The organism is Sphingomonas soli NBRC 100801, assembly GCF_001591025.1.
In the GTDB taxonomy this organism is placed as follows: Bacteria; Pseudomonadota; Alphaproteobacteria; order Sphingomonadales; family Sphingomonadaceae; genus Sphingomonas; species Sphingomonas soli.
Map to the genome: position 1 here is coordinate 46,155 of NZ_BCTZ01000025.1, position 26,050 is coordinate 72,204.

Here is a 26,050-nt window from a genome sequence, read left to right on the forward strand (position 1 = left end):
CATATTGAGTGTGCTATCGCCCTAAGCCGCCCGGGTGGCAAGCCGGTCCGTATCGGACGATGCTGAATTTTCTTCCGTTTGCGGAATGATCGCTTCGATCAATGCCGCCCCGGCGACTGGCTTTTCGACGACACGCCCCGCGCCCGCCGCGGCGAGCTGGGCCTTGGTTTCCTGCTCCGGCTTGAGCCAGAGCACCGTGATCGAAGCCTCTCCCGCCGCGCCGGCAAGGGCCCGGATGGTGTCCATGGCGTCACCTTCGCCGGCCTTGGCGGTGGCCTCGTCGATCAGCAAATGGGTCACGCCTCCTTCGCCGAGCAGGCCGAGCGCTTCATCGGCGCTGGCGACGAAGCGGAGGGTGGCGACACGGGGCTCGAACAGCGTCTTGAGCATCGAGCGCGCGATCGGATTGCGATCGAGGATCAGCAGCGACGTGCCGGTGCTGGCGCCTGCGCGCTCGGCGACTTGAGGCGCCTCGGCGGGAACCAGCGGCAGATCGACGATGAAGCGCGAGCCATGGCCGTCTTCGCTCTCGACATGGATTTCGCCGCCCAGCGCCTCGGCGAGGTTGCGGCAGATGGTGAGGCCCAGGCCGGTGCCGCCATATTTGCGGGTGGTGCTGGTATCGACCTGGCGGAAGCTCTCGAAGATATCGCCGAACTTTTCCGCCGGGATGCCGATGCCGGTATCGGCGACGATCAGCTTGAGGCGGCGGGCGTCGCCTGCACCTTCGTCGATCGCCCGAACCGTGACGCTGCCGGCTTCGGTGAACTTGATCGCATTCGACAGCAGGTTGAAGACGATCTGGCGCAGCCGCCCGGCGTCGCTGACGATCCAGCACGGCGCATGGGTCAGTTCGAGATGGAAGCCGAGACCCTTGGCGCGGGCCTGTTCTTCCCACATCCGGGTCACGTCCTTGAGCACCGCGCAAACGTCCATCGGCGCGGCATCGACGGTCAAATTGCCGGTCTCCATCTTGGCGACGTCGAGGATGTCGTCGACAAGGCTGCGCATCGTCACGCCGGCATCATGGACAATGCCGACGCGGTCGCGGACCTGCGCATCCAGCCTTGGATCGGACAGCATGACCTGGGTCATGCCGAGGATGCCGTTGAGCGGGGTGCGGATTTCATGGCTGGTGGTCGCCAGGAATTCGGTCTTGGCCTTGAGCGCCTTTTCGAGCGCGGCGTTGCTTTCGCCGAGCTCGATATTGGCGGCGGCGACCTTGTTGCGGCTGCGGCGCATGGTGAGCAAACCCCAGCCGAGCGCGGCGGCGAGCATCAGCGAACCGATGCCGATCGCGGCGAACAGCATGGCGCGGAATTCCTCCGCCTTTTTCTGCTGCTCGAGCGTGCGGTATTGCTCGCCCTGGAAATCGAACTGCGCCGCCATCAGCGCGGCCCCGGTCGAGGTCGCGACCTTGGTCGATTCATCGTTGAGGCGCTTGATCGCCTCAAGATGCGCGAGCGCGAGCTTGGCGTCGCCGACCTTGGCGAAAATGTCGTGCGCATAGACATGGGCATTGCGCAAATCGACGGTGGTGGTGGTCAGGTCGACACCGGCGAAGCATTCGCGGATCAGGCGCTCGGCCTTGGCATAATCGCCCTGATCGGCGGCGAGCCGCGCGGCGGTGGCGAGAAGGTGGCGGCGCTGGACCGGCGCGTCCTTGCCCTGGATCAGCGCAAAGCCGCGGTCGAGCGTCGCTTGTGCGGCGGCGAACTGCTTGAGATCGACCTGGGTCCGCGCGAGATTGATGAGCACGCGCGCCTCGAGCACCGGATTGTCCTGCTTGCGGGCGATCTCCAGCGCCTGCGAATATTCCTTGGCGGCATCGCCATAGCGTTCGAGGGTCAGCAGCACGTTGCCACGATTATTGTGGAACGACAGCGTCAGCATCGGATCCCCGTCATAGGTCTCCATCGCCTGCTGGTAATATTTCTCGGCGCGGCCGCCGTCATTGCCCGAATAATAGAGCGAAGCGAGGTTTTGCAGCGCGATCGCCTGACCGCGCTTTTCGCCGATCTGCTTGAAGATATCGAACGCCTTGAGGTAATTCCCCAGCGCTTCCGCGGCCTTGCTCTTGACCAGTTCGAGCGAGCCGAACGACATCAATATATCGCCACGCAGCTTGATCGGCTCCTGGATCGGCTCGATCATCTTGAGCGCCTGGGCGAGCAGCGGACGCGCTTCGTCGGGCTTGTCCATGCGGACCAGCGCCTCGCCGCGCATCCAGCGGAAGCTGGCGGCGGCAAGCAGGCGCTCACGCGGATCGGCAACGCGCTGGGCGGCGGCTTCGCCGGTGGCGGCCAGGCGCTCGGCCTCTTCGGGAGTGGCGACCATTGCCGCGCGGACGCTGGCGGTGATGCGCTCGACTTCGGTGGCGGGCTTGGCGCCCAGCGTCTGCGCGCCGGCCGCCGCAGGAAGCATGGCTCCCAGCAACGACAGGGCGGTCAGCAGTTTGAGGAGGCCGCGCATCAGGCGCGCTTCCAGAAGCTCGCGGGCTTGAAGAACGACGTCGGCGGGCCGCCGACCGCGCCCTTGTGCGCATCATCGTCGAGGAACTTGCAGAACGCATCGAAACCGATCGGGCGCGAGATCAGATAGCCCTGGACCATGTCGCAGCCCATCACGCTGAGCAGCGCCAGCGCCGACGGAGTCTCGACGCCCTCGGCAGTCACTTCCATGTCGAGAGCATGGGCGAGGTCGATCGTCGAGCGGACGATCAGCGGATCGCGATTGCTGCTGGTCAGCTGCAGCACGAACATCTTGTCGATCTTGAGCTCGCTGGCCGGCAATTGCTTGAGATAGGCGAGCGAGGACAGGCCCGCGCCATAATCGTCGATCGCCAGCTGGACGCCGATATCGGCAAAGGTCTGCAAGTGGCGGATCGCACTTTCGGGATCGCGGATCACCGCGGTCTCGGTGATCTCGAAACCGAGCTTGGCATCGGTCGATTTGACGATCTCGCAGGCCTCGGTGACGAAATTCGCGTCGGCGAGGAGCATGCCCGAAATGTTGAGGAACAGGCGGAGATCGTAGCCGAGCGCGGCGAGACGCTTTTGGTCGTCGATCACCTGACGCAGCGTCCACAGCGTCAGCGCGCTGATCTCGCCGGCCTGTTCGGCGACCGAAATAAAGTCGCCCGGCAGGATCAGGCCGCGCACCGGATGCTGCCAGCGGACCAGCGCCTCGGCACTGGCGATCTCCTGGCGGCGGACATGGACCTTGGGCTGATATTGCAGGAACATCTCGCCATCGGCGATCGCACGCGGCAGTTCACGCATCAGGGTCAGCTTGTCGAAGGCGAGATCGACGCGCGACAGATCGAGCATCACCACCCGGCCTTCGACACGGGCCTGATCGAGCGCCGATTCGGCGGCTTCGGCCAAGCGGACCTCGTCATGCTCGCTGGCCGGGGCGGCGGCGATACCGAACTGGATCTGGAGCTGGTGCTGCTCGCCGTCGATGTCGATGCGGCGCTGGAACGCCCGGCGCATCCGCTCGATATCGGCGGCAGCGGCGTCGGGCGCATCGCGCTCGAAGGCGATCTCGATGATGGCCCGGCCGGCCGGAACGATGCGGACATCGGGGCACAAGGCAGTGATTCGCTGGGCGACATCGAGAATCAGCGAATCGGCGCGGGCGCGGCCGAGATGGCGGCGCAACGAGACGAAATTCGAGATTTCGCAGAGGCTGAGGATTCGCCAGAAGCGCGGGTCGGCACCGCGATCGTTGCTGGCCCGTTTCCACGACGAGCGCTTGGGAATCACGATGCCGCTGGGCGCTTCGGCGCGGCGTTTACGCGCTTTGTCCGACGGTGTCAGCCCTTCGGTTTTTTTAGCGATTTTCGCAGGTTGCAGGGCACCCTTCACTGCGCGCGGCGCAGGCTTGGCCTTGGGCTTCGAGGGCTCGATGGGCGCCGACATTGCCCCACTCTCTAGCGGGTGACCGTTGAAGGAACGGTTAAAAGCAGCCCCCGGAATTGGCGCTATCTACCCGCAACTCCGCAGAAATCCTGATTGATTCTTGGTTAAGCAGCCTTTAACCATCCGAGTGCGCATTCGTGCGCACCGATGGGAGAATACCAATGTTCGCTTTCAACCTGCTTTTCCGCGACGGCGCCGGCGGCGAGGACATTCGTCCTTTCTAAAGCCCGATCGTACTTCCGGGCCGGCGGTGAAGCGGTTTCCTTCGAAGCCGCGCTGACCGGCCCGGATGTTCCCTCCACAGGGAATACTGAAAAAGGCGGCCCTCGCGGCCGCTTTTTTATTGCCGGCGCCGCCCTACATCCCCGCTGCTCCGGCCTTTGCCGCGGCGGTTCGCTGCGCTAAGGGCGCGGCAACAATCTTATCCAAGGGGATTTCGCGTTGCGTATTGCGATGATCGGCACCGGCTATGTGGGCCTGGTCTCTGGCGCCTGTTTTTCCGACTTCGGCCATGAAGTGGTCTGCGTCGACAAGGACCAGCGCAAGATCGACCTGCTTCACCAGAACGTCATGCCGATCTATGAGCCGGGCCTCGACGCGCTGGTCGCCTCCAACGTCAAGGCCGGGCGCCTGTCGTTCACCACCGATCTCAAGGAAGCGGTGAAGGGCGCCGATGCGATCTTCATCGCCGTGGGCACCCCCAGCCGCCGCGGCGACGGCCATGCCGACCTGTCATATGTCTATGCTGCCGCCGAAGAGATCGCCGGCGCGCTGACCGGCCCCGCGGTGATCGTCACCAAGTCGACCGTGCCGGTCGGCACCGGCGACGAAGTCGAGCGGATCCTCCGCCGCGTCGCGCCCGACAGCGGCGCGATGGTCGTCTCCAATCCCGAATTCCTGCGCGAAGGCGCGGCGATCGACGATTTCAAGCATCCCGACCGCGTCGTCGTCGGCGTCGAGGAGGACGCGGCCAAGGAAGTGATGCGCGCGCTCTATCGTCCGCTGTCGCTCAACCAGAACGCGCCGATCCTGTTCGTCGGACGCCGCACCTCGGAACTGATCAAATATGCCGCCAATGCCTTCCTGGCGGTCAAGATCACCTTCATCAACGAGATCGCCGATCTCTGCGAGCAGGTCGGCGCCGACGTGCAGCAGGTGTCTAAGGGCATCGGCATGGACAACCGCATCGGCTCGAAATTCCTCCATGCCGGCCCCGGCTATGGCGGCTCGTGCTTCCCCAAGGACACGCTGGCGCTGATGAAGACCGCGGCGGACAATGAGACCCCGCTGCGCATCGTCGAGGCGACGGTGCAGGTCAACGACGCCCGCAAGCGCGCCATGGGCCGCAAGGTCATCAAGGCGATGGGCGGCGATGTCCGCGGCAAGACCGTCGGCATCCTGGGCCTTACCTTCAAGCCCAACACCGACGACATGCGCGACGCGCCGAGCATTTCGGTGATCGCCGCGCTGCAGGATGCGGGCGCGAGGGTGAAGGCCTATGATCCCGAGGGCGTCGAACAGGCCCGGCCTTTGCTCACCGACGTGGAATATGCCGAGAGTCCCTATGCGGCCGCCGAGGGCGCGGATGCGTTGGTGATCGTCACCGAATGGGACGCCTTCCGCGCGCTCGATCTGGCGCGGATCAAGTCGCTGCTCGCCACGCCGCTTCTGGTCGATCTCCGAAACATCTATCCGCCCGCCGAAGCCGAAAAGGCCGGGCTGAAGCTGGTGGGTGTGGGCAAGCCCGACCGCTGATGCGGGTCAGCCCGTGCCCAACCGCTCTCCGCCATAGCTTCCGGCGCGGATCGGTTCCCACCAGTCGCGGTTGGCGAGGTACCAGTCGACGGTGCGGATGAGTCCGGTGGTGAAATCATGGGCAGGCCGCCAGCCAAGCTCGCGCTCGATCTTCGAAGGGTCGATGGCGTAGCGCCGGTCATGCCCTGGCCGGTCGGCGACGAAGCGGATCAGGTGGCGGCGCGGTCGCCCGTTTCTCAGGCCCAGGCGGATATCCAGCAGGTCGCATATGGTCTCGACGACAATCAGATTCGATCGCTCCTCGCGCCCGCCGACCAGATAGGTCTCGCCCGGCCGCCCTGCTTCCAGAATGCGCGCCAGCGCCTCGGCATGGTCTTCCACATAGAGCCAGTCGCGCACGTTCGCGCCCCGGCCATACACCGGAAGGGGGACGCCCTCGATCGCATTGAGGATGGTGAGCGGAATGAGCTTTTCGGGGAAGTGGTAGGGGCCGTAATTGTTCGAGCAGTTGGACAGCACCACCGGCAGACCGAACGTCTCGTGCCAGGCGCGGACGAAATGGTCAGACGCAGCCTTGGATGCCGAATAGGGAGAGGATGGCGCATAGGCCGTATGCTCGGTGAAGACGCCACCGTCGAAAGGAAGGTCGCCAAACACCTCATCGGTCGAAACATGGTGGAAGCGGAAGGCTGCGCGCGGCGCGCCGTCCAGCGTGCGCCAATAGTCCAGCGCGGCTTCAAGCAGCCGCACCGTGCCGAGCACGTTGGTCTCGACAAAGGCGGCCGGGGAATCGATCGAACGATCGACATGCGTCTCGGCGGCGAGATGCATGATGCCGTCCACCGCTTCCCGGCGCAGCAGCGCCGCGATCATGCCCGCATCCGCGATATCGCCATGGACGAAGCGGAAATGGGGCGATGATTCCACATCGCGCAGCGTTGAGAGATTGCCGGCATAGGTGAGTCGGTCGAGGCAGATCACGCGGTGCCCCTGCCCGATCAGCAGGCGGCACACCGCCGAGCCGATAAATCCCGCGCCGCCCGTCACCAGCACCGTGCGCATCAGGCCGCGGCCTCAACGCAGCGGCGAAGATAGCGCGCATAGTCGGTCTTCCCGAACAAGTCCGCCCGGGCGAGCAGGCTGGCGCCGTCGAGATAGCCCATGTCGAACGCGATCTCTTCGGGACAGGCGACCTTGAACCCCTGGCGATGCTCGATCGTCCGGACAAAGGAACCGGCGTCGAACAGGCTGTCGTGCGTCCCCGTGTCGAGCCACGCATAGCCGCGCCCCAGCCGGTCGACACTCAGGCTGCCGCGCCGCAGATAGGCTGCTATGACATCGGTGATCTCAAGCTCGCCGCGCGCGGAGGGTGCGAGCGTCCGGGCGATGTCGCAAACGTCCGGACCAAAGAAATAGAGGCCGGTGACCGCCCAGTTGGAGGCCGGGTTCGCGGGCTTCTCGACGATGCTCCGCACCGCGCCGGTGACGGGATCGAAGTCCACCACGCCGTAGCGCTCGGGATCTTCCACCTGATAGGCGAATATGGTCGACTGCCCCTGCAGCGCGGCCCGCGCGGCGGCCCGACCCTTTTCGCCGAGCCCATCGCCGTGAAAGATATTGTCGCCCAGGATCAGCGCCGCGGGCCCGCCCTCCAGAAACGCCTCACCGATCAGGAACGCCTGGGCCAGCCCCTCGGGTTCGGGCTGCACGGCATATTCCAGCCTTATCCCGAATGCCGCGCCCGTGCCGAGCAGCGCCTGAAACGCAGGCAGGTCGCGCGGGGTGGAGATGATGAGGATATCGCGGATCCCCGCGAGCATCAGCACCGAGAGGGGATAATAGATCATCGGCTTGTCGAACACGGGCAGCAATTGCTTCGAGATCGACAAGGTGGCGGGATAGAGCCGCGTTCCCGAGCCACCCGCAAGGATGATGCCCTTGACCCCAGGAGACGAAACCGCTCGCACTGCCTCACCTCCCCGCCAATGCCCATCCCGCGCCCATTCCGGCAGCGTCACCCTGCACCCGAATGGTTCAGAAAAGCTTTACCTTCCTCCCCCGCGCCCAAGGCCATGCCCACAGCTTATAACGTGGCGACCGGTGGGCATGGCACAGCCGGCCCCGTCCGCGCTAAGGATAGCACGCGATGGCATATTTTCTCGGGATCGATGCAGGCGGCAGTCATTGCCGGAGCCGGCTGGCGGATGACACCGGCCGCATCCTCGGCGCGGCCGAAGGCGGCCCGGCGAATACGCGTGTGGGCGTGGAACTCGTCCATGCGCGGATCAGCGAGATCGCACAGGCAGCGATAGCGCAGGCCGGGCTGGACGAAGGTGCAGCGGCGTCGATCCGCGCTGGCATGGGCATCGCCGGGATCGGCCGCACCGGCGTCCGCGAAGCGCTCGAAGCGCTCCCCTTCCCCTTCGCCTCGGTCAGCTATGCGACCGATGCCGCGATCGCCAATCTCGGCTCACATCTGGGCAAGGATGGCGCAACGCTGATCATCGGCACCGGCAGCGTCGCGATGGTCAATGCAGGGGGTCGCAGCTTTACCATTGGCGGCTACGGCTTCCCGATTTCCGACGAAGGCAGCGGCGCGGCGCTGGGGCTCAGCGCCGTCCGCCACGCCCTGCGCGCGCTCGACGGGCGCACCGAGCCGACCGCGCTCAGCCGCGCGATCACCGCCGATTTCGCGCATGACACCGCACAGGTCGTCGCCTGGATGGATGCCGCCGCCCCCGGCGATTATGCCGCCTTCGCGCCGCTGGTGATGGACTATGCCGAGAATGGCGACACGATCGCGCGCTCGATCGTCGAGGATGCCGCCTCGCATATCGAGCGCTTCATCGAGACGATCTTCGCGCGCGGTGCCGAGCGGTGCGCGCTGTCGGGCGGGCTCTCGTCGCGGATCCGCCCCTGGCTTCGCGCGCGCACCAGCGAGATGCTGACCGCGCCTCAGGCCGATCCGCTGGATGGCGCGCTGCTGCTCGCCGGCATCCCCGCCAGCGCCGTGCCGACCAGGCGCTGACCATGGCGACCGAGACGATCGATCCGCGCTTCGTCGATATCGACAATTGGCCCACCCAAGCGGCGGTCGAGGCGATCCTCACCTCACAGGTCGAAGCGGTCGAGGCGCTGAAAAGCCAGGCGGGCGCGCTCGCGGCGGCAACCGATGCGGCGGCGGATCGGCTGCGCGGTGGCGGGCGCATCGCGTATGCCGGGGCGGGCACCTCTGGCCGGATCGGGGTGCAGGATGGGGTCGAGCTCACCCCCACCTTCGGCTGGCCCGAAGCGCGGCTGGTGTTCCTGATGGCGGGTGGCGCAGCGGCGCTGATGAAAACGCAGGAAGGTGCCGAGGATGATCGCGACGCCGCACGCGCGGATGTCGCCGCTGCGGGTATCGATGCGGGAGATGTCCTCATCGGCATCGCCGCCAGCGGACGCACGCCTTATGTCCTCGCCGCGATTGAGGCCGCGAATGCGGCGGGCGCGCTCTCTATAGGCGTGGCAAATAATGCCGGTGCGCCCCTGCTCGATCTCGCCCAGCATGCGATCCTCGCCGATACCGGCAGCGAAGTGATCGCAGGCTCCACGCGGATGAAGGCGGGCACCGCGCAAAAGGTCGCGCTCAATACGCTCTCCACCGCGATCATGCTCAGGCTCGGCCTCGTCCATCGCGGGCTGATGGTGAATATGCAGGTGTCCAACGCCAAGCTTCTCGCGCGTGGCCAGGCGATGGTCCGCGATATCGCCGGGGTCGATCTGGCCACCGCAGAGCGCGCGCTTGCCGCGGCGGGCAACGATATCAAGCTCGCCGTCCTGCTGGCCCGCGGCCTCGACGCCACGGCGGCAAAGGCGCTCCTCGAACGCAGCCAGTTCAATCTGCGGACCGCGCTCGATGCAGCCTGAAACCACGCTGATGTTCGCCGAGGGCGCTGAGGCAGGCGCGGCGGTGGCGCGGCAGGATGCCGGCGCAGCGGCGGCGCTTGCCGCAAGGCTCCGCGCCGATCCCCCGCGCGTCGTGGTGACCCTGGGGCGCGGAAGTTCGGACAATGCGGCCACCGTGGCGCGCTATCTGATCGAAACGCATTTGCGGCTGCTCACCAGCTCGGTCTCCCCTTCCGCCGCCTCGGTCTATGATTCCGCGCCCGATTATGGCGGCGCGCTGATGCTGGCGATCTCGCAATCGGGGAAGAGCCCCGATCTGCTCGCGGCGGCGGAAGCGGCGAAGGCGCGCGGCGCGCGGCTGGTGGCTTTGGTCAACGTCGCGGATTCGCCCCTGGCCGCGCTGGCCGACAGCGTCCTGCCACTCTGCGCCGGACCGGAACGCAGCGTGGCGGCAACCAAGTCGTTCGTCGCCAGCGTCGCCGGCCTGTTGCGGCTGATCGCGGCGTGGGGCGAGGATGCGGAGCTTCAGACCGCACTCGATACGCTTCCCGAATTGCTCGATCGGGCATGGGCGCTCGATTGGTCGGCGGCGCTGCCCGCGCTGAGGGACGCCACCAACCTCTATGTCATCGCGCGCGGCCCCGCGCTCGGCATCGCGCAGGAAGTGGCGCTCAAGATCAAGGAAACCTGCGGCTTCCATGCCGAGGCGTTCAGCGCCGCCGAAGTGCGCCACGGCCCGATGGCGCTGGTGGGGGACGGCTTCCCCGTCCTGCTGCTCGGCCAGGATGACGAAGCGCAGGAAAGCGTGGCCGAACTGGCGGCGGAATTTGCCGGCCGCGGCGCGGCGGTGCTCCACGCCGGGATTGGGGACGCACCCGGCATCCGCCTGCCCGCGCTCGCCGCGCATCCGGTGGTGCAGCCTTTGCTGCTGGTCGAGAGCTTCTATCGGCTCGCCAATGCGCTGGCGGTGGCGCGTGGGCGCGATCCCGATCGCCCGCCGCATCTGCGCAAGGTGACCGAGACGTTATGAGCCGCATCGCCCTCGCCAATGGCCGCGCGCTGCTGCCCAGCGGTTTCAGCGGCGATTGCGTGCTGATCGAAAACGGGCGGATCGCCGCGATCCTCCCCGCGCCGCCCGCCGATGCGGAGATCGTAGATCTGGGCGGCAGGATGCTGCTGCCGGGCTTTATCGATACCCAGGTCAATGGCGGCGGCGGGCGATTGTTCAATGACGATCCCAGCGTCGATACGCTGCGCGTGATCGCGGAAACGCACCGGCGCTACGGCACCACCGCGATGCTGCCCACGCTGATCAGCGATGATCTCAGCGTCGTCGAAGCAGCGATCGCCGCCGTCGACGCTGCGATCGAAGCGGGCGTCCCCGGCTTGATCGGCATTCATATCGAGGGGCCTTTCCTCGCGCCTGCGCGCAAGGGCATCCATCCCGAGGGCAAGCTCCAGCCGCTGCGCGACGAATATCTCGCGCTGCTTACCTCACTTCGGCGCGGCAAGACGCTGGTGACGCTCGCCCTCGAACAGGCAACACCGGATCAGATCGCACGGCTGACGGCGGCGGGGGCAATCGTCGCCGCCGGGCATTCGGATGCCCCGTACGAAACCGTCCGCCTCGCGATCGACGCCGGGCTCACCGGCTTCACCCATCTGTTCAACGCGATGTCTCAGCTTAGCGGGCGCGCGCCCGGCATGGTCGGCGCGGCACTGGAAAGCGATGAAACCTTCGCGGGCCTGATCGCCGATGGCTATCATCTCCATCCCGCTTCGTTGCGCGCCGCTTACGCCGCAAAGGGCCATGAGCGTCTGATGCTGGTGACCGACGCGATGCCGAGCGTCGGGAGCGACGCGCCGGGCTTTGATTTGCAGGGCCGCTTTATCCGGCGCGAGGGCGATCGCCTTGTCGGCGAAGACGGCACCCTCGCCGGATCGACGCTGACGATGGCCGGGGCGGTGCGCGGAATGATGGAGCAGGGCCGCGTCCCGATCGAAACTGCGGTGACGATGGCGTCCGCCACGCCCGCCGCGTTTCTGGGCCTGGGCGATCGCGGCGCAATCGCGCCCGGCATGGCGGCGGATCTGCTTCTCGCGGATCAGGATCTCACCATCCACGCAAGCTGGATCGGCGGTATTCGCGGCTAAACATTTACTAGATCGCCCGGTCGTGCGACGCTTTCTAGATAGCCGCCATGCTGCAAGGCCAGACCCCCTCCCCCGCGCGCCTGACGCATCTCCAACGGCTTGAGGCCGAGAGCATCCATATCATGCGCGAAGTCGTGGCGGAGGCCGAACGCCCGGTGATGCTCTATTCGGTGGGCAAGGATTCGGCGGTGATGCTGCATCTCGCCAAGAAGGCCTTCCACCCCGCGCCCCCGCCCTTCCCGCTGCTGCATGTCGATACCACGTGGAAATTCCGCGCGATGTACGATCTGCGCGATCGGGCGGCGGCGGAAGCGGGCATGGAATTGCTCGTCTACAAGAATCCCGAGGCCGAGGCTCAGGGCATCAACCCGTTCGATCATGGCGGGCTGCACACCGATATGTGGAAGACGGAAGGGTTGAAGCAGGCGCTCGACCATTACGGTTTCGACGCGGCATTCGGCGGCGCACGGCGCGACGAGGAAAAGAGCCGCGCCAAGGAGCGCGTGTTCAGCTTCCGCACCGCCACCCACCGCTGGGATCCGAAGAACCAGCGCCCCGAACTCTGGCGGCTCTACAATGCGAAGAAGGCCAAGGGCGAGAGCATGCGGGTCTTTCCGATCTCGAACTGGACCGAACTGGACATCTGGCAATACATCCTTGCCGAAGGGATCGAGATCGTCCCGCTCTATTTCGCCGCCCCCCGCCCCACCGTGGAGCGCGACGGGCTGTTGCTGATGGTCGACGACGAACGCTTCCGCCTCGCCCCCGGCGAAGTCCCGGTCGAGCGCTCGATCCGCTTCCGCACGCTCGGCTGCTATCCGCTCACCGGCGCGGTTGAGAGCGACGCGGCGGATCTGGAATCGGTCATCCGCGAAATGCTGCTGACCACGACTTCCGAACGCCAGGGCCGCGCGATCGATCACGATCAGGCCGCGAGCATGGAGAAAAAGAAGCAGGAGGGGTATTTTTGACCCGCCACGTCATGCGCAGCGTGACGCAGGGTCAACCCCGGCGCAGGCCGGGGTCTCATGGCCCGCGCTCCATCCTCACGATCGCAAGAGATGCCAGCTTTCGCTGGCATGACGGGTTCCAGTCATGACCTCCTACCGCCCCGACGCCCTCATCGCGTCCGATATCTCGGCCTATCTCGCCCAGCATCAAAACAAATCGCTGCTGCGCTTCATCACCTGCGGCTCGGTCGATGACGGCAAGTCGACGCTGATCGGCCGCCTGCTCTACGATTCGAAACAGATCTTCGAGGATCAGCTTTCCGCGCTTGAATCAGACAGCAAGCGCGTCGGCACGCAGGGGCAGGAAATCGACTTCGCCCTGTTGGTTGATGGTCTTGCCGCCGAGCGCGAGCAGGGCATCACGATCGACGTCGCCTATCGCTTCTTCGCGACCGAAAAGCGCAAGTTCATCGTCGCGGATACGCCCGGACACGAACAGTACACCCGCAACATGGTCACCGGCGCATCCACCGCCGATCTGGCCGTGATCCTGATCGACGCGCGCAAGGGCGTGCTCACCCAGACGCGGCGCCACTCCTATCTCGCGCACCTGCTCGGCATCCGCCACATCGTGCTGGCGGTGAACAAGATGGATCTGGTCGGGTACGATCAGGCCGTGTTCGACCAGATCGTCGCGGATTATCGCGCTTTCGCCGAAAGCATCGGCATCGCTGCCTTCACGCCGATCCCGATTTCGGGGTTCAAGGGCGACAACATCACCGCGCTTTCGGAAAACACGCCGTGGTTTGCCGGCCCCGCGCTGATCGATCATCTCGAAGCCGTCGAACTCGATGTCGATGCCGCGCAGGCCCAGCCCTTCCGCCTGCCGGTGCAGTGGGTCAATCGGCCCAATCTCGATTTCCGCGGCTTTGCCGGGATGATCTCCAGCGGCAGCGTAAAGCCGGGCGACAAGGTCCGCATCCTGCCCTCGGGCCGCACGACAAGCGTGGCGCGGATCGTCGCGCTGGGTGGCGACAGGCCTCAGGCGGTCGCGGGCGAAAGCGTGACGATCACGCTGGCCGACGAGGTGGATTGCTCGCGCGGCGACGTGATCGCCGCTGCCGACGCCCCGCCCCAGACCGCCGATCAGTTCCAGGCCACGATCGTCTGGATGGACCAGACCGAATTGCTCCCCGGACGCGGCTATTGGCTCAAGCTCGGCACGCAGACCGTCACCGCGACGGTCCAGCCGCCCAAGCACCTCGTGTGCGTAAACACCATGGCAGAGCTTTCCGCCAAGACTCTAGAACTGAACGATATCGGTGTGGCGGAAGTCTATACCGACCGCGCCATCACCTTCGAGCCCTATGCCGACAGCCCCGATCTCGGCGGCTTCATCCTGATCGACAAGGCGACCAACGCCACCGTCGCTGCCGGCATGCTCAATTTCTCGCTCCGCCGCGCGCAGAACGTCCATTGGCAGACAACCGAGATCAACCGCGAGGCCCATGCCCGCCAGAAGAACCAGGCCCCGCGCCTGCTCTGGTTCACCGGCCTCTCCGGCTCGGGCAAATCGACCATCGCCAATCTGGTCGAGAAGAAGCTGCACGCGATGGGCAAGCACAGCTTCCTGCTCGACGGCGACAATATCCGCCACGGGCTGAACAAGGATCTGGGCTTCACCGATCAGGACCGGGTCGAGAATATCCGCCGCGTCGGCGAAGTCGCCCGGCTGATGACCGATGCCGGCCTGATCGTGCTCACCGCCTTCATCTCGCCCTTCCGCGCCGAACGCGAGCTTGCGCGCAGCATGATGCCCGAGGGCGAGTTCTTCGAGATCTTCGTCGACACCCCGCTCGAAGAGGCCGAGCGCCGCGACGTGAAGGGCCTCTACAAAAAGGCGCGCGCGGGCCAGATCGTCAATTTCACCGGCATCACCAGCCCCTATGAGGCCCCGCTCAACCCCGAGATCCGCGTAGACACCACCAGGGAGTCCCCCGAAGCCGCCGCCGAGCGTATCGTCGAGGCGATCATGGGCACGTGGAGCCCGGTGATTTGACCTCGGGCGCGCTCACCGACGCACAGCTCGCCCGCGCGATCGCCGATGAAGCCGGTGCCCTCCTGCTGCGCATCCAGGAGGAGGGCGCGGACGGCGCACGCGGCGATCGGGAGGCCAACGCCCTGATCCTCGATATGCTGCGCGCCGCCCGCCCCGACGATGCCATCCTCTCTGAGGAATCCGCCGACGACCCCGTCCGGCTGGAGCGCAGCCGCGTCTGGATCGTCGATCCGCTCGACGGCACCCGCGAGTTCGGCGAGAGCCGCGCCGATTGGGCTGTGCATATCGCGCTCGCGATCGATGGCGAGGCCGCCGCAGGCGCGGTCGCGCTCCCGCGGCTCGGCGTCACGCTCTCCAGCGATCCCGCGCCCGTCCTCGCCGGCGGCCACCTGCCCCCGCGCATGCTGGTCAGCCGCACGCGTCCCAGCGCGCTCTGCGCAGAGGTCGGCGCGCGGATCGGCGCCGAGCATATCGGCATGGGCTCGGCCGGGGCCAAGGCGATGGCGGTGGTGCGCGGCGAGGCCGAGATCTATCTCCACTCCGGCGGCCAGCATCAGTGGGACAATTGCGCACCCGTCGCCGTCGCCCGCGCCGCCGGGCTGCATTGCTCGCGGATCGACGGCAGCCCAATCCGCTACAACCAGCCCGGAACCAGCATCCCGGACCTGCTCATCTGCCGCCCCGAATGGTCGCAAATCGTCTTAGAGTCGGTCGCTAAGTGTAGTTAGACGATTCCCAGCGACTCGCGGAGTCACCGCGAGTCGCGGATAGACGGCGGAATCCGGACATGGTAAACGGCCCGTTTAGGGAGGGCCATATTCCGGGCGTCGACATCTGGTTCTTGCTGGCGGTTGGATTCAGCTTCGCGGGCTATGCGGTATATCTGCTCGGCCTGCGGCGGCAGCTCGTCCAGCCTAATCGGGCGTCCTGGCTGATCTGGAGCGCGGCGACCGGTCTCGAGGCGCTGACCTATGCCGCGGTAAACCCCGGCGCGCCGCAGGGATGGGTCTTCGCCATCTCCGCCGTCGCCTGCATCATCGTCACGATCGGCATCTGGAGCCGCTCCTCCTGGGCACCGCCAACCCCTACCGAAACCTTCTGCATCGCCGCCAGCATGATCGCACTGGTGCTGTGGCTGGTGTTCCAGGAAGCGATGTGGGCGCACATGCTCGTCGTGATCGCCGTGCCGGTCAGCTTCTGGCCGACCTGGCAAAGCGTATGGACCGATCGCGCGCGCGAGCGTTCGCCCGCCTGGGGCCTGTGGACCTTCGGCGATCTCGCGACCCTGCTCATCGCGGTGCGCGGTCCCGATCTTGGCGTAGCCGAGCTCGGCTATGTGCTGGTCGAATTGCTCTGCCATGCCAGTGTCTGGTTCCTGATCGGCCTGGCGACGATCAATCCGCTGCGTTCGTTCGGCGCGCGGCGCGGCGCACTGCGCATCTTCGATCGCTATCGCCCTTCTAACAATCTCTTCACAGTGGGTGAGAACCATCTGGGCAAGGCCGTTTTTGCCGCCGCGCCCTTCGCCGAGGGCGACGTTCTGATCGAATTCACCGGCCGCCGCTTCCATGCGGACAAGGTGCCCAGTCTGATGCGCGGCGGCAGCGATCGCTTCGTCCAGGTCACCCCGGATCACTATATGGGCCCCTCCGGCCGGATCGACGATCTGGTCAATCACAGCTGCGCCCCCAATGCCGGCCTGCGCTTCACCGACGACGGCATCTTCCTCGTCGCCGTCCGCGCCATCGCGCCGGGCGAGGAGATAAGCTGGGATTACTCGACCACTTTGCGGGAATCGAACTGGCACATGATCTGCCAGTGCCGCGCACCGGAATGCCGCCGCGTGATCGCCAATTTCGACGCGCTCGATCCCGACCGCCAGGAATATTTCCGCGCCCGCAACCTCGTCGCGCCGTATCTCCGTCGGCGGGATGATGTGGCCAAGCGGCGCAAGGCGGGCTAGCCCCCGCCCCGTCATCCCAGCGAAAGCTGGGATCTCGGGCCGCAAACAACACCACCGCCGCCGCGCGCACCCGCCAGAGATGCCAGCTTCCGCTGGCATGACGAAATGGCCGTCATCCCAGCGAAAGCTGGGATCTCGCGCCCAGAAACCCGTCATCCCAGCGAAAGCTGGGATCTCAAGCCACAAGCTCCCCGTCGCGACTCTGCCTAGCGGATATCATCCCGCAAATCGCGCCATCCGGGATTTGTCCGTTCAATCAGCTCGATCTTCCAATCGCGCTTCCAGGCCTTGAGCATCTTCTCACGGCGGATCGCGTCTTCGATGCGGTCATGCGGTTCGGCGAGCACCAGCGTCTTAAGCCCATATTTGCGGCAGAAGGCCGAACCGGCATCGCGGCGATGCTGGTCGACACGCTGTGCGAGGTTCGCGGCAACACCCGTGTAGAGCACGCCGCAGGGCTTGTTGGTCATGATATAGGTCCAGCCGCCCATCGCCCGAGCGTAGATAATGCGTCCCACTTCGCAAGCGTCCGCTTGCCGCCCAAGATCCCAGCTTTCGCTGGGATGACGGCCCAACCAACTTCGTCATCCCAGCGAAAGCTGGGATCTCGTGCCACAGGGACAAACCCGCCCTCTCGATCCCGCGCGCCAGGCCGCCCTACGCCGCTTCGCTATCGCTCTCGCGCATCATGCTGGCCCTGCCCAGCGTCAGGATCGCGCGCGCGCCGGTGCCCTTGCCGTCGCTGCGCAGTTCCAGCGCGCCTTCCATCGCCAGCATCGAATTGGCGCACCAGTGCAGACCCAGCCCGCCGGATTTGTGCGCGCGGGTCGAAAAGCCGCGCTGGAACAAGGTCGGCGCGGCGGCGGGGTCGAAGCCCTCGCCATCGTCGCGGATCACGATTTCCACGCGATCGCCCTTTTCCTCGATCGTCACCGAAATGCTGCCGCTGGCGCGGCCAGTCGCCGCGATCGCCTCGGCTGCGTTGGAGAACAGGTTCCCCACCACCTGGCTCAGGATCACGCGGCTCGCCATCACCCAGTGCGGCTTGCCCGGAAAGCTGAACGCGATCGAGATTTCGCCCGAATAGCGCGCGATCGTCGCGTTCTGGGCGACGATATCGGTGATATCGCAGGCATCGAGCGGTGGGCGCTCATGCGCGGCCTGCTGCTGGCTGCCGATGATCTCCAGCACATGGTGCAGCGCCTCGCGGCCGATTGCGAACTGGCGCTTGCGGTCTTCGCGCTCTTCCTCGAACGCCTGGTTGGCGGCGGCGATGAAGGCGATGAGCTTCTGGCGCCGCGCGACGGGCACATCGTCCTTGACCAGTTCGGAAAGCGCGCGATCGAGCATATTGCGGTCGACGCCGCCTTCGCGGTTCGATCCACGGCTCAGCACCGTGCTGATCGGATTGAGCGCGTTGCGCACATTGTGCATCACCGCGACCGCGCTTTCGCTGCGGCCCAGCGCGAAGCTCTGGGTCTCCAATTGCTCGCGCAGATCCTTTAGCTGGGCGAGCATCGAATTGAAGCTGGCCGCCAGGCTGCCAATCTCGTCGCCGCTGCCTTCGCCGGTGAGCGGGCTGAGATTGCCCGATTGGCGGACCAGCCCCATGTGGCGCTCGATCCGCTTGAGCGGCTTGAGCACCAGCCGCGCGATCATCCGGCGCAGAACCCATAGCACCACCGCCAGCAACAGCGACGATCCGATCACCGCGACGATCAGCATCTTGGTTCCGAGCGCAGACATTTCGCGCGGCACCGAATAGGCGGCCGTCGCGATGGCCCGGCCATCCGGCCCGGGGATCGGCACGGTGATGCCGGTGCGCGATCGCGTCGCGGTCTTGGTGATTTCGTTCGACGGGTCACGCAGCACAAGGCTGGCCTGGAGCTGCAGCAGATTGCTCAGCTGCGCCGAATTGATCGCGCGCGCCATCAGCACATATCCGCGCGGCTCGCCGCTGCCGTCGCTGCGCCGCACCTGCGCCACGCCCACCGCCGCCAGCGTATCGCCCAGCTTCATGTAGAAGCCGGCCGAGCTGTTGCCCTTCAGCGCCTTGTTGATGTCGAGGCTTTTGATCGCCTGGGTCAGCCGCGTCCGCATCGCGGGCACATCGGCTTCCTTGTCGATATAGCGTGCGATCAGGATGCGGCCGTCATTGCCGACATAGGCCATGCCGTTGACGTCGAGATTGACCATCGCCAGCGTCGAGAAGCTCTCTTCCTCGAAAGCCTTGCTGGGCGCGGCCATATAGTCATAGCTCGAATTCCAGTCGCCATAGTCGCGCACTGCGTTCTCGACCTTGGCGGTTAGGTCATGCACCACCGCCTGGGTGCGCGCGACATGCGCGTCGATCGCCTTGGTTTCGAGCGTGTTGAATCCCGGCGTGATGACGGTGGCTAGGAACACGGCGAGCGCCACTGCGCCCAGCAGTCCCACGCCGGTCAATATCAATACGAGCTTCGCCCCTAAAGAGGCCGGCGCGCGGAAACGCCCGGTTCCAGGCATCAGCCGTGCGTCCCGTTACCCGGCACCTCATCGGCCGCGGCGCTGGCGGTCTCGTCGATCATCGAACCGCGCACGGCGAGCGCCAGGGCATCTTCGGCGTCCATCGGCCGGGCGAGATAATAGCCCTGCAAATGGCTGCATCCGGCGACGCGCAGCGCCTGGAGCTGCGCCTCGGTCTCGACGCCTTCGGCCACGACTTCCATGCCCAGCGCGCGGCCAAGATGGATGATCGAATGGACGATCGCGGCGCTCTCGCGCTCGCGGCCCATGCCGTCCACGAAGCTGCGATCGATCTTCAGGCAATCCAGCGCGAAGCGGCGGATATTGTAGAGGCTCGAATAGCCGGTGCCGAAATCGTCCAGCGCGATGCGGAAGCCCATCTGGCGCAGCTTGAACAAGGTCTCGGCGGCGCGCTCGACATTGTCGAAGATCGCGGTTTCGGTGATTTCGATCTGGAAGCGGCTCGGCTCGACGCCCGCATTGGTCACGCGTTCTACGACATGCCCCACGAAATTGTGGCGGCGGAACTGGCGCGGGCTGAAATTGACCGAGACATATTGGCCCGGCCAGGTCTTGAGCGTGCGCACGGCCTCGTCGATCACCCAGTCGCCCAGCTCGTGGATCAGGTTCGATTCCTCGGCGATCGGGATGAACAGGCCGGGTGAGACCATGCCATATTCGGGGCTGCACCAGCGGATCAGCGCTTCGAAACCGGTGATTTCCAGCCCTTCGCGCGAAACGATCGGCTGGAAGACGAGCTTGAGCTCGCCCTTGGCGATCGCGCCCGACAGGCCGTTTTCGATCTGGCGGCGGAACTGGATCGATTCATCCATCGTGTCGTCGAACACGCGCACGCAGCCGCGGCCCTGCTTCTTGGCTTCGTTGAGCGCCAGATCGGCGCGGCGCATCACGTCGATGGGGTCGCCGGTCGATCCCGGCGCGACCACGACCAGGCCGACGCTCGCGCCGCCCTGCACCGAATGGCCCATTACCTTGAAGCTGATCGAACAGGCCTTGAGCATCCGCTCGCTGGCCATCATGGCTTCGTCTTCGCCGCTGACCTGAAACAGCATGGCAAATTCGTCGCCGCCCAGCCGCGCGACGAAGCCGCCGGCGGGAACCCGTTCCTGAAGGATCTCGCAGACCATGCGGATCAGTTCGTCGCCCGCCAGATGCCCGAGCGTGTCGTTGACCAGCTTGAAGCGATCGAGGTCCATCATCGCCATCGCGAAGCAGTGATCGCCCTTCACCGCCTGGCCCAGTTCGTGGAGGAACGAGAGCCGGTTGGGCGCGTCGGTCAGCGAGTCATGATTCGCCATGTGGACGGCGCGCGATTCGTTCGCGGCGAGTTCGAGCTTCTGTTCCTTGAGCAGTTCGATCGCGCCCTGAAGCTCGCTGTCCACCTTCCAACGGTGCGACAGCGCGGTCGCGGTCTGCATCACTTCTTCGGCTTCGAACGGCTTGGCAATGTAGAAGATCTTGTCGGCCGGGCCGGCGGCGCGGCTGATGTCGAGCGGGGAAAAGTCGGAATAGCCGGTGACGATCACCAGGTTGATGTCGGGGTCTAGCGCGCGGATGCGCTTGGCGGTTTCCTTGCCGTCGATGCCCGGGGGCATGCGCACGTCGATGAACGCGACGGCGAAACGCTCGCCGGTCTCGATCGAATCCTGCACCGCGGCCACGGCGTCCAGGCCCTGCATGTGATAGTCGCAGTCGAAATTCGCGGGTTCGCCCACCGGCGCTGCGGGGGCGTCGTCCTCGTCGCCGAACAGTTCCGCCGCCAATGCGCCCAGCGCCGCATCGCTTTCGCCGCTCCGGTTGCCGCCGAAAACCTGGCGGTACGACTGATGCATCGCCGGTTCGTCGTCCACGATCAATATGCGCACGGTGCTGAAATCCCCCCTGATGGATAGCCCAAATGGGGTAAGCGGATAGCGTTAAGGAGCCGTAAAGCGCGCCCTCCCGCCTAAGGTCCGGCGCGCCGAAACTGGGTTAAAACCCGCATCCGCAATAGTCCTGAATATCGTTTCCGCCCCACCTCCCTTAGAACCCTGAATGCGCCGCCGCCTCCCAACGGCCCGCCTGTTGCGTTCCATGCAGTGCTCTTCTCGCCCGGAGAGCCTGCATATGGGAGCAAGCCGAAGCCGTTCGATGATCCCTCTTGCGGCTTCGGCTTGAATTCCCTCCCCCGCCCGCATAGCGATCTGCGTTGATTCCACGCACGTTACAGTTAGTGGTGGATACGATGCCGTTGCGAGCACATTCCCCATGACCGAAACGGGACCTGCGCACGCGCCGCTTCCCGTGGGTGAGGACGAGTTCCGCCTGATCGCGGACAGCGCTCCTGTCGCGGTATGGGTCACCAGGCTCGACCGGCAGCGAAGCTTCGTTAACCGCGCCTATGTAGAATTCCTCGGCGTATCCTATGCGGAAGCGCTGGCGTTCGACTGGCGCACCATCATCCATCCCGAAGACGCCGCGCGCCTGCTTGCAGAATCGATTGCCGGCGAAGCGAGCCTGGGAACATTCACGCTGGAAGGGCGCTATCGCCGCGCTGATGGAGCCTGGCGCTGGCTCAGTTCCACCTCCCAGCCGCGCCGCAACGCAGCGGGAGAGCATATCGGCTTTATCGGCGTAGCGCACGACATCACCGAAGCGAAGGAAGCCGAGCTTGCGCTGCGCGACCGGGAATTGCAGCTTTCGGCCTTCATAAATCAGACCACGGCCGGATTCGCCCAGGTCAATCTCGATGGCTATTTCACCCTCGTCAACGATCGCTTCTGCGAGATCGCAGGGTGGAGCCGCGAGCAGCTGATGCAGCGGACGATGCAATCGATCACGCATCCTGACGATCTGGACCGCAACGTTAAGATGTTCGAGCGCGCCGTTCGTGAGGGCACCCCCTACGCGCATGAGAAACGCTATATTCGCGAAGATGGCGGGATCGTGTGGGTCAACAATTCGGTGGCCGTGATCCGGCGGCCCGACGGCCAGCCATTTGGCGTGCTGGCCGTGACCCTGGACGTGACGCGGCGGCGCGATTCCGAGCACAATTTGCGCAAGAGCGAGGAAAGCCTGCGGCTCGCCACCGAAAGCGCAGGAATGGCAAGCTGGGAACTCGACCTAGGGACGATGACGGGCAAATGGTCGCCGAACCGTTTCGACCTGCTCGGGCTGGTACGGCGCGACGATCTGCGCGGCACCGTGGAGGACTGGCTCGATCGCATCGTGGTCGAGGATCGCGAGACCGCGCGCACAGCCGCCTATCGCTGTTTCGAACAAGGGGTGCCCTACACCCTGGAGTATCGCATCCGCCGTGGCGACACAGGGGAAGAGCGCTGGCTGCAGAGCCATGGCAGCCGGATCGATTATGACGATGGCCGCCCTAGCCGCTTCGTTGGCATCTCGTTCGACATAACCGAGCGCAAGCTGGCCGAAGAGCGACTGCGAGACAGCGAAACCCGCTTCCGCACCATCTTCGAGCAGGCCAACGACTATATCCTGACGTCCGATCTCCAGCAGCGGATCACCTCGGTCAATCCCGCGGTGCAGACAGCGCTGGGCTATTCCGAAGCAGAAGTACTCGGCCACAGCTTCGCGGACTTTCTCGATCCTGACCAATTCGAGCAGGCGACCGCGATGCTGCGACGCAAGCTGACATCGGGCGGCACCACGCGGCACACGCTCCGCGTGCGCACGCGCGACGGCCGGTCGTTGGTGTGGGAAGTTAGCTCGCGGCTCATCGAGGACGCGGCAGGCCGGCCCAGCGGGCTGCACGCAATCTGCCGCGACGTCACCGATGCAAAGCGGGCCGAGACGCACCTGCGACTTTTGATCGACGAACTGAACCACCGGGTGAAGAACACACTGGCGATCGTGCAGGGCATCGCGCAGCAAAGCTTCAAGGCCGGTAGCGACCTGAAAGTGGCGCAGCGCGCATTTGAAGGGCGGCTGGCAGCGCTTTCGGAAGCGCATAACCTGCTCACGCGCGAGCATTGGGGCCTTGTCTCGATGACCCAGATCATCGGCGATGCGATTGCCCCGCACGCGAGCGCAGGTTGTTTCTCGCTCGAAGGCCCCGACCTGGCGATCATGCCGAAAACCGCGATCAGCCTTGCCCTGGCAATCCACGAACTGGCGACCAACGCCGTGAAACATGGCGCGCTCTCGCGGCCCGGGGGGCATGTGGAGATCCGCTGGGACCGTATTCGTAACAATGACAATTCGCGCCTGTCGCTGGTGTGGCAGGAAATTGGCGGACCCGGGGTTGTCCCACCGAAGAGTCGTGGCTTCGGGACGCGGATGATCGAGCGCGGGCTGGCGGCCGAGCTTGCCGGCAGCGTGTCGATCGAGTTCCGGCCGGAAGGCGTGGTCTGTATCGTGGACGCGCCGTTGCCCGAGGGCGCGGAATGAGGGACTTGTCCGGCCTGCATGTCTTGATCGTCGAGGACGAGCCTGTAGTGGCGATGTCGCTGGAGGACATATTGGAGGAATTGGGCTGCATTCCGGTCGGCCCGGCCAGTCGCCTTTCCGAGGGGCTCGCCCTGGCCGCCGGCGCGGTGGACGCGGCAATACTCGATATCAATCTTGCGGGCGAACGGAGCACTGCGATCGCCGAGTTGCTGCAGGCCCGCGACGTTCCCTTCGCCTTCGCCAGCGGCTATGGCGCGCCACCCGATGGCTTTGATGTCCCGATGATCGAAAAGCCCTACCGTGCCGCGGATATCGAACGCATGTTGCAGGTCATACTCGCCGGATAAGGCGTGTTCGGCAGGCCCGCTTCCGGGTGAGCCCGCTGCTCGACCAGCGAGGTATTAGCGACCGCTGCCGAAAGGCCGGCATAGACACCCCATGATTGTCCGAGGTTGATGTCCGCCAGGCGAACGGGCCTGGGAGTTCGCCCGGCAGAAAAAGCCCGCCGGGCCGAAGCCCGGCGGGTGCGGATCAAAACTCCTTGGAGATTTGGAACCTGAGAGTTCCGCTGCGCTGCCCAGAACCCGCGCGCAGACCGGCTTCGATATCGAAGGACCAGCTGCGCTTGAACTGGAACCTTGCGCCAGCGGAGAGCTGGAACTGGTCGCGGGACCAGCCCTGGGTATCCAGGCTGAACAGCGAGACGCCCGGGATATCAGCATAATCGAGCATCTGGGCGTCCGTATCCGCGAACTCATGGTTCCATTCGCCCCGCAGGCGCGGGGTGATGGTGGCGAACCCGGTCTTGCCGGTGAACTCGATCCGCGCGCCCAGCGTGCCGGTAAGCGAGCTGATATCGCGTTCGTCGAACCGCAGGTTCATGCGGCCCGCACCCGTCTCGGTATAGGCCCCCAGGGTGGCGTTCATGAACTCGCCACGGCCATAGACCGACCAGCGCAGGCTTTCGCCCTGCTTGTCGAGCCCGGCTGCCAGCGCGCCGACCGTGTACCGACCATCGCGGCTGCCCAGCGCATTGACGTTGAGCGTGGCGACCGAACGCCTGGTGCTGAAGCTCAGGTCGCCGACGCCCACCATGCCATCGATGAACGCGGTATCGCCTGGGCTGAAGCTGGCATAGGCCGCGAACAGGCTCGAGGTGCCGCGAACCCGCGCCGCAGTCCCACCGACATGGCTGACGTCGTTGCCATAACCGCCGCCCAGGCCGACCACCACGCCGTCCGCGAGCTTTACGTCAACGCCAGCCGAGAGACCCGTGGTTGTCGCGGTGATCTTGGTGCGCTTGCTGGTTGCGTCCTGCGTGCCGATATCGATCGCGCCGCCGCTCCAGATCGCGAAGCTACCATTCTTGCGCTCGCCCGAGCCTTCCTCGCTATCCTCGCTGAGCACCGGGCGCTCGATGCCCCCTGCCCCTGCGACAGCGCCGCTGCGGCGGGGCGTCGTGTTACCGGTGATGCCGTCGATCGATCCCGAGCCGAGCATGTCGGCGCGCAGGCCCGCACCACCCCGCATATTGGCGATCCGGCCCATTGCGGGATCATTGGCGACCGGCCGCATCCGCTCGGTAATCTCGAGCGCAGAGGCGTCGAACGCCGGGCTGGTGCGGACAAAGCCGCGCCCGTCGCGCGAGGTGAGCGTGACGCCCATCGCCTGCCCGCCATTGCCGCTGCCATGCAGCTGCTCGGTACGGCGCATGAAGTTGGCGACCTGGCTGCGCGCAAAGCGCCGCGCGGTCTCGGCCTGAGCATCGCTGACCCCGCGGACATTGGCGTCCGCGCTCGGATCGGGACGCGCAGTGACCGCAACCGTGACCGTCGCAGGAGCCGAGGCACCATAGGCGTTGCTCAGAGTGTAGACGATCGTGACGTTACCCGCGAAGCGAGCATTGGGCGTGACATCGAGGCGGAAGCTGCGCGCAGCCCCCGTGCCACTGTCGACGATGCGCGTGGTTGCCGCATTGGCCGGGGTCATGCTGACCACAGTGGCAGCGGTGAACGGCCCCTCGCTGGCACCAGTGGTCAGCTCAACCGAGACGGTCTGGCCGTCACCCGTAGCCGCCGTCTTGGGCAGGATGACGGGCACCGAGCCTACCACGGTAACCGAGATGGCCGCCGCTGCGGATCTGCCGCCTGGGCCAGTCGCATAGAAGGTGAACGTATCGACCCCGGCATAGCCGGTCGCGGGGCGATAGGTCGCGATGGTGCGGCCGATCGCCAGCGCGCGCTGTCCGGTGGTCCCCTGACCGCCGGTCGTGCGCAGCGTCACTGTGCCGTGTGCCGGCTGGGTCTCGATGGCGATCGAGTCATACTCGCCGGTAACCAGTGCCGAGAGGTCGATATCGACCGCATTATTGGCGTTGACCGACGACGACCCAGCAACGCTGCCGGTGCCCGGCACGCTTACTGGAGCCGGCGGGTTGGCG

General features: G+C 65.7%; 19 protein-coding genes. 11 read left to right on the forward strand and 8 right to left on the reverse strand.

What is annotated here, in order from left to right; genetic code table 11:
* Positions 1-21: 21 nt before the first annotated feature.
* Both SSO01S_RS17350 and SSO01S_RS16160 read right to left on the reverse strand, forming a co-directional pair.
* On the reverse strand, positions 22-2,472 hold the full coding sequence (locus tag SSO01S_RS17350) for an ATP-binding protein (protein ID WP_083943197.1): 2,451 nt from the start codon (positions 2,470-2,472) through the stop codon (positions 22-24).
* Positions 2,472-3,923 (reverse strand): putative bifunctional diguanylate cyclase/phosphodiesterase, encoded by a 1,452-nt coding sequence (locus SSO01S_RS16160; RefSeq protein ID WP_083943199.1) that lies wholly within the window; start codon positions 3,921-3,923, stop codon positions 2,472-2,474. Before SSO01S_RS16160 ends, SSO01S_RS17350 begins: the two co-directional genes overlap by 1 nt.
* A gap of 441 nt (positions 3,924-4,364) precedes the next feature.
* On the opposite strand from SSO01S_RS16160, the gene SSO01S_RS16165 reads away from it, so the two are divergent.
* Entirely contained in the window at positions 4,365-5,678 is a 1,314-nt protein-coding gene (locus SSO01S_RS16165; RefSeq protein WP_066801130.1) for a UDP-glucose dehydrogenase family protein, read from the forward strand.
* Between the two features lie 6 nt (positions 5,679-5,684).
* Here SSO01S_RS16165 and rfbB read toward each other — a convergent pair whose 3' ends face one another.
* Together rfbB and rfbA are read right to left on the reverse strand one after the other, a co-directional pair.
* Positions 5,685-6,740, reverse strand: coding sequence for a dTDP-glucose 4,6-dehydratase (gene rfbB, locus SSO01S_RS16170; RefSeq protein WP_066801133.1), 1,056 nt, complete (start codon positions 6,738-6,740; stop codon positions 5,685-5,687).
* Positions 6,740-7,645, reverse strand: coding sequence for a glucose-1-phosphate thymidylyltransferase RfbA (rfbA, locus tag SSO01S_RS16175; RefSeq protein ID WP_066801139.1), 906 nt, complete (start codon positions 7,643-7,645; stop codon positions 6,740-6,742). Before rfbA ends, rfbB begins: the two co-directional genes overlap by 1 nt.
* Before the next feature lie 179 nt (positions 7,646-7,824).
* Here rfbA and SSO01S_RS16180 point away from each other — a divergent pair, with 179 nt between their 5' ends.
* From SSO01S_RS16180 to SSO01S_RS16215, 8 genes are all read left to right on the forward strand, one after another.
* A complete protein-coding gene (locus SSO01S_RS16180; protein ID WP_066801143.1) occupies positions 7,825-8,706 on the forward strand; it encodes a glucosamine kinase nucleotide-binding domain-containing protein in 882 nt (293 codons plus the stop codon).
* Between the two features lie 2 nt (positions 8,707-8,708).
* The gene (locus SSO01S_RS16185; RefSeq protein ID WP_066801146.1) at positions 8,709-9,587 is read left to right on the forward strand and encodes an N-acetylmuramic acid 6-phosphate etherase; all 879 of its coding nucleotides are present in this window, start codon (positions 8,709-8,711) and stop codon (positions 9,585-9,587) included.
* Positions 9,577-10,596, forward strand: coding sequence for an SIS domain-containing protein (locus tag SSO01S_RS16190; protein ID WP_066801149.1), 1,020 nt, complete (start codon positions 9,577-9,579; stop codon positions 10,594-10,596). The genes SSO01S_RS16185 and SSO01S_RS16190 overlap by 11 nt, the downstream gene beginning before the upstream one ends.
* Positions 10,593-11,720 carry an N-acetylglucosamine-6-phosphate deacetylase gene (gene nagA / locus SSO01S_RS16195; RefSeq protein ID WP_066801152.1) on the forward strand — a complete coding sequence of 376 codons (1,128 nt, stop codon included), beginning with the start codon at positions 10,593-10,595 and terminating at the stop codon, positions 11,718-11,720. The genes SSO01S_RS16190 and nagA overlap by 4 nt, the downstream gene beginning before the upstream one ends.
* Before the next feature lie 47 nt (positions 11,721-11,767).
* The gene (gene cysD, locus SSO01S_RS16200; protein ID WP_066801154.1) at positions 11,768-12,691 is read left to right on the forward strand and encodes a sulfate adenylyltransferase subunit CysD; all 924 of its coding nucleotides are present in this window, start codon (positions 11,768-11,770) and stop codon (positions 12,689-12,691) included.
* A gap of 124 nt (positions 12,692-12,815) precedes the next feature.
* Entirely contained in the window at positions 12,816-14,729 is a 1,914-nt protein-coding gene (gene cysN, locus SSO01S_RS16205) for a sulfate adenylyltransferase subunit CysN (RefSeq protein WP_066801156.1), read from the forward strand.
* Entirely contained in the window at positions 14,726-15,457 is a 732-nt protein-coding gene (locus SSO01S_RS16210; protein ID WP_066801196.1) for a 3'(2'),5'-bisphosphate nucleotidase CysQ, read from the forward strand. The genes cysN and SSO01S_RS16210 overlap by 4 nt, the downstream gene beginning before the upstream one ends.
* Positions 15,458-15,516: 59 nt before the next feature.
* The gene (locus tag SSO01S_RS16215) at positions 15,517-16,692 is read left to right on the forward strand and encodes an SET domain-containing protein (RefSeq protein ID WP_066801158.1); all 1,176 of its coding nucleotides are present in this window, start codon (positions 15,517-15,519) and stop codon (positions 16,690-16,692) included.
* A gap of 206 nt (positions 16,693-16,898) precedes the next feature.
* On the opposite strand, the gene SSO01S_RS16220 is transcribed toward SSO01S_RS16215, so the two are convergent.
* From SSO01S_RS16220 to SSO01S_RS16230, 3 genes are all read right to left on the reverse strand, one after another.
* Positions 16,899-17,183 carry a GIY-YIG nuclease family protein gene (locus SSO01S_RS16220; protein ID WP_066801160.1) on the reverse strand — a complete coding sequence of 95 codons (285 nt, stop codon included), beginning with the start codon at positions 17,181-17,183 and terminating at the stop codon, positions 16,899-16,901.
* Between the two features lie 166 nt (positions 17,184-17,349).
* Positions 17,350-19,128 carry a sensor histidine kinase gene (locus SSO01S_RS16225; RefSeq protein WP_245646863.1) on the reverse strand — a complete coding sequence of 593 codons (1,779 nt, stop codon included), beginning with the start codon at positions 19,126-19,128 and terminating at the stop codon, positions 17,350-17,352.
* 68 nt (positions 19,129-19,196) lie between these two features.
* Positions 19,197-21,083: a GGDEF/EAL domain-containing response regulator gene (locus SSO01S_RS16230; protein WP_066801166.1), complete on the reverse strand. Its 1,887-nt coding sequence runs from the start codon at positions 21,081-21,083 to the stop codon at positions 19,197-19,199.
* A 382-nt stretch (positions 21,084-21,465) separates the two neighbouring features.
* Here SSO01S_RS16230 and SSO01S_RS16235 point away from each other — a divergent pair, with 382 nt between their 5' ends.
* Both SSO01S_RS16235 and SSO01S_RS16240 read left to right on the forward strand, forming a co-directional pair.
* On the forward strand, positions 21,466-23,610 hold the full coding sequence (locus SSO01S_RS16235; protein WP_066801169.1) for a PAS domain-containing sensor histidine kinase: 2,145 nt from the start codon (positions 21,466-21,468) through the stop codon (positions 23,608-23,610).
* Positions 23,607-23,957, forward strand: a complete 351-nt coding sequence (locus tag SSO01S_RS16240) for a response regulator (RefSeq protein ID WP_083943201.1) — start codon at positions 23,607-23,609, stop codon at positions 23,955-23,957. Before SSO01S_RS16235 ends, SSO01S_RS16240 begins: the two co-directional genes overlap by 4 nt.
* A 184-nt stretch (positions 23,958-24,141) precedes the next feature.
* Here the strand turns inward: SSO01S_RS16240 and SSO01S_RS16245 are convergent.
* Positions 24,142-26,050, reverse strand: a 1,909-nt coding sequence (locus SSO01S_RS16245) for an autotransporter domain-containing protein (protein ID WP_157073827.1), incomplete at its 5' end; no start/stop codon positions are given.

Coding starts and splice junctions, on each gene's coding strand:
- SSO01S_RS16235 (WP_066801169.1), top strand. CDS start 21,466: ATGACCGAAACGGGACCTGCGCACGCGCCGCTTCCCGTGGGTGAGGAC.
- SSO01S_RS16215 (WP_066801158.1), top strand. CDS start 15,517: ATGGTAAACGGCCCGTTTAGGGAGGGCCATATTCCGGGCGTCGACATC.
- SSO01S_RS16180 (WP_066801143.1), top strand. CDS start 7,825: ATGGCATATTTTCTCGGGATCGATGCAGGCGGCAGTCATTGCCGGAGC.
- SSO01S_RS16160 (WP_083943199.1), bottom strand. CDS start 3,923: ATGTCGGCGCCCATCGAGCCCTCGAAGCCCAAGGCCAAGCCTGCGCCG.
- SSO01S_RS16185 (WP_066801146.1), top strand. CDS start 8,709: ATGGCGACCGAGACGATCGATCCGCGCTTCGTCGATATCGACAATTGG.
- nagA (WP_066801152.1), top strand. CDS start 10,593: ATGAGCCGCATCGCCCTCGCCAATGGCCGCGCGCTGCTGCCCAGCGGT.
- SSO01S_RS17350 (WP_083943197.1), bottom strand. CDS start 2,472: ATGCGCGGCCTCCTCAAACTGCTGACCGCCCTGTCGTTGCTGGGAGCC.
- SSO01S_RS16240 (WP_083943201.1), top strand. CDS start 23,607: ATGAGGGACTTGTCCGGCCTGCATGTCTTGATCGTCGAGGACGAGCCT.
- rfbB (WP_066801133.1), bottom strand. CDS start 6,740: ATGCGCACGGTGCTGGTGACGGGCGGCGCGGGATTTATCGGCTCGGCG.
- SSO01S_RS16220 (WP_066801160.1), bottom strand. CDS start 17,183: ATGGGCGGCTGGACCTATATCATGACCAACAAGCCCTGCGGCGTGCTC.
- SSO01S_RS16190 (WP_066801149.1), top strand. CDS start 9,577: ATGCAGCCTGAAACCACGCTGATGTTCGCCGAGGGCGCTGAGGCAGGC.
- cysD (WP_066801154.1), top strand. CDS start 11,768: ATGCTGCAAGGCCAGACCCCCTCCCCCGCGCGCCTGACGCATCTCCAA.
- cysN (WP_066801156.1), top strand. CDS start 12,816: ATGACCTCCTACCGCCCCGACGCCCTCATCGCGTCCGATATCTCGGCC.